General features: G+C 72.8%; 1 protein-coding gene. It reads right to left on the bottom strand.

Annotated elements, in window-relative coordinates; translation table 11 throughout:
• On the bottom strand, positions 1 to 722 hold a 722-nt coding region (locus DD1DGNOD_RS29875; protein ID WP_241255851.1), incomplete at its 3' end, for a DUF1015 domain-containing protein.
• Positions 723 to 1,169 lie beyond the last annotated feature (447 nt).

Below are 1,169 nucleotides of genomic sequence, written 5' to 3'. Positions count from 1 at the left end.
GCGCCATCCCCGGCCGCGTGGCGGTCAGCCTGGTAGCGGCGGTAGGTGGCGTACCGGTGGTGGCCGTCGGCGATCACCGCCCGCCGTCCATACAGATCGTCGGCGACGGCGGCGAGCCGGTCCTGGTCGGTCAGCGCCCAGATGCGGTGGGTGACACCGTCGTCGGTCGTCGTGGTCAGTATCGGCGAGGTCGCCACAGTGTCGGAGGCGATCTGGCTGGCGACCCCGCCACCTTCGTACAGCAGAAAGATCGGCTCAAGGTTCGCCCCGGTGGTCACGGTCAGGGCGAGCCGGTCGGTGACCGGTCCGGTCATGGTGTTCTCGTGCGGCAGGATGATCCCCGCGTCGGGGTCGGCCAGAGCCACCGCACCGACCAGACCCCGCTGGACGTGCCCGTCGTGGGTCTGCTCGTACACGTACAGCGCCGGGCTGTCGTCGCGGCGCAGGACCGCACCGGCGGTCCATTCGCGCAGGGCGTCCGCGGCCCGGCGGTAGCGGCTTCCCGGGGACTGCTCGTCGCTGTCCCGAGGAAGGATGAGCCGGACGACGTTGTGCGGATGCCTCGCCTCCAGCGTGATGACGCCCGCTGCGTCGATCACGTCGTAGGGCGGGGCGGTCCGCGATGCCAGCTCCCGGCCGTCGTCCACTGCGTACCGCAGGGCCCGGAACGGGGCCAGAACCAGTCCGCCGGGTGTGGGCGGTGCCGGGACGGGAGCAGCCATGCGGCGATCGTATGGGTCCGCCCGCCACGACGCCGCCGGTGCCGCCACGCCGCCGGTGCCGCAGGTGCCGCCGGGAGGTGTGTCGGTGCCAAGGGGATGACGGATGGTACGCACCTCCACCGATCAGCGCGATCGGTGGGAGCGTGGACCGGTTTCCGGCGACACTGGAAGCTGGACCTCGGCTACCGGCGTCCGGCCGCCGTGGGCGCTGGCGTGTGTGCATCGGAGGTCGGCCGTGCACTGGGCGCGAGTTCCACCGGATCGCGGCAGGGCAGGGACACTCGGCAGAGGCAACGAGGGAGGCGCGGATGTCCGGCGGGCACGACGGACCGGTTGCCGGCGAGGGGGGTGGGCCCTGCGGTGAGTGGCTGCCCGCGGGCCCGGGGCGCAGCCCCGACAGCGCCAGTCCCCATAGCGCCAGTCCCGATGGTGGCAGTCCCCATAGCG

This window comes from Candidatus Protofrankia californiensis, assembly GCF_900634765.1.
GTDB lineage: Bacteria > Actinomycetota > Actinomycetes > Frankiales > Frankiaceae > Protofrankia > Protofrankia californiensis.
The sequence above is the reverse complement of the archived record's forward strand: the minus strand, read 5'-3'. Positions and strand labels throughout refer to the sequence as shown.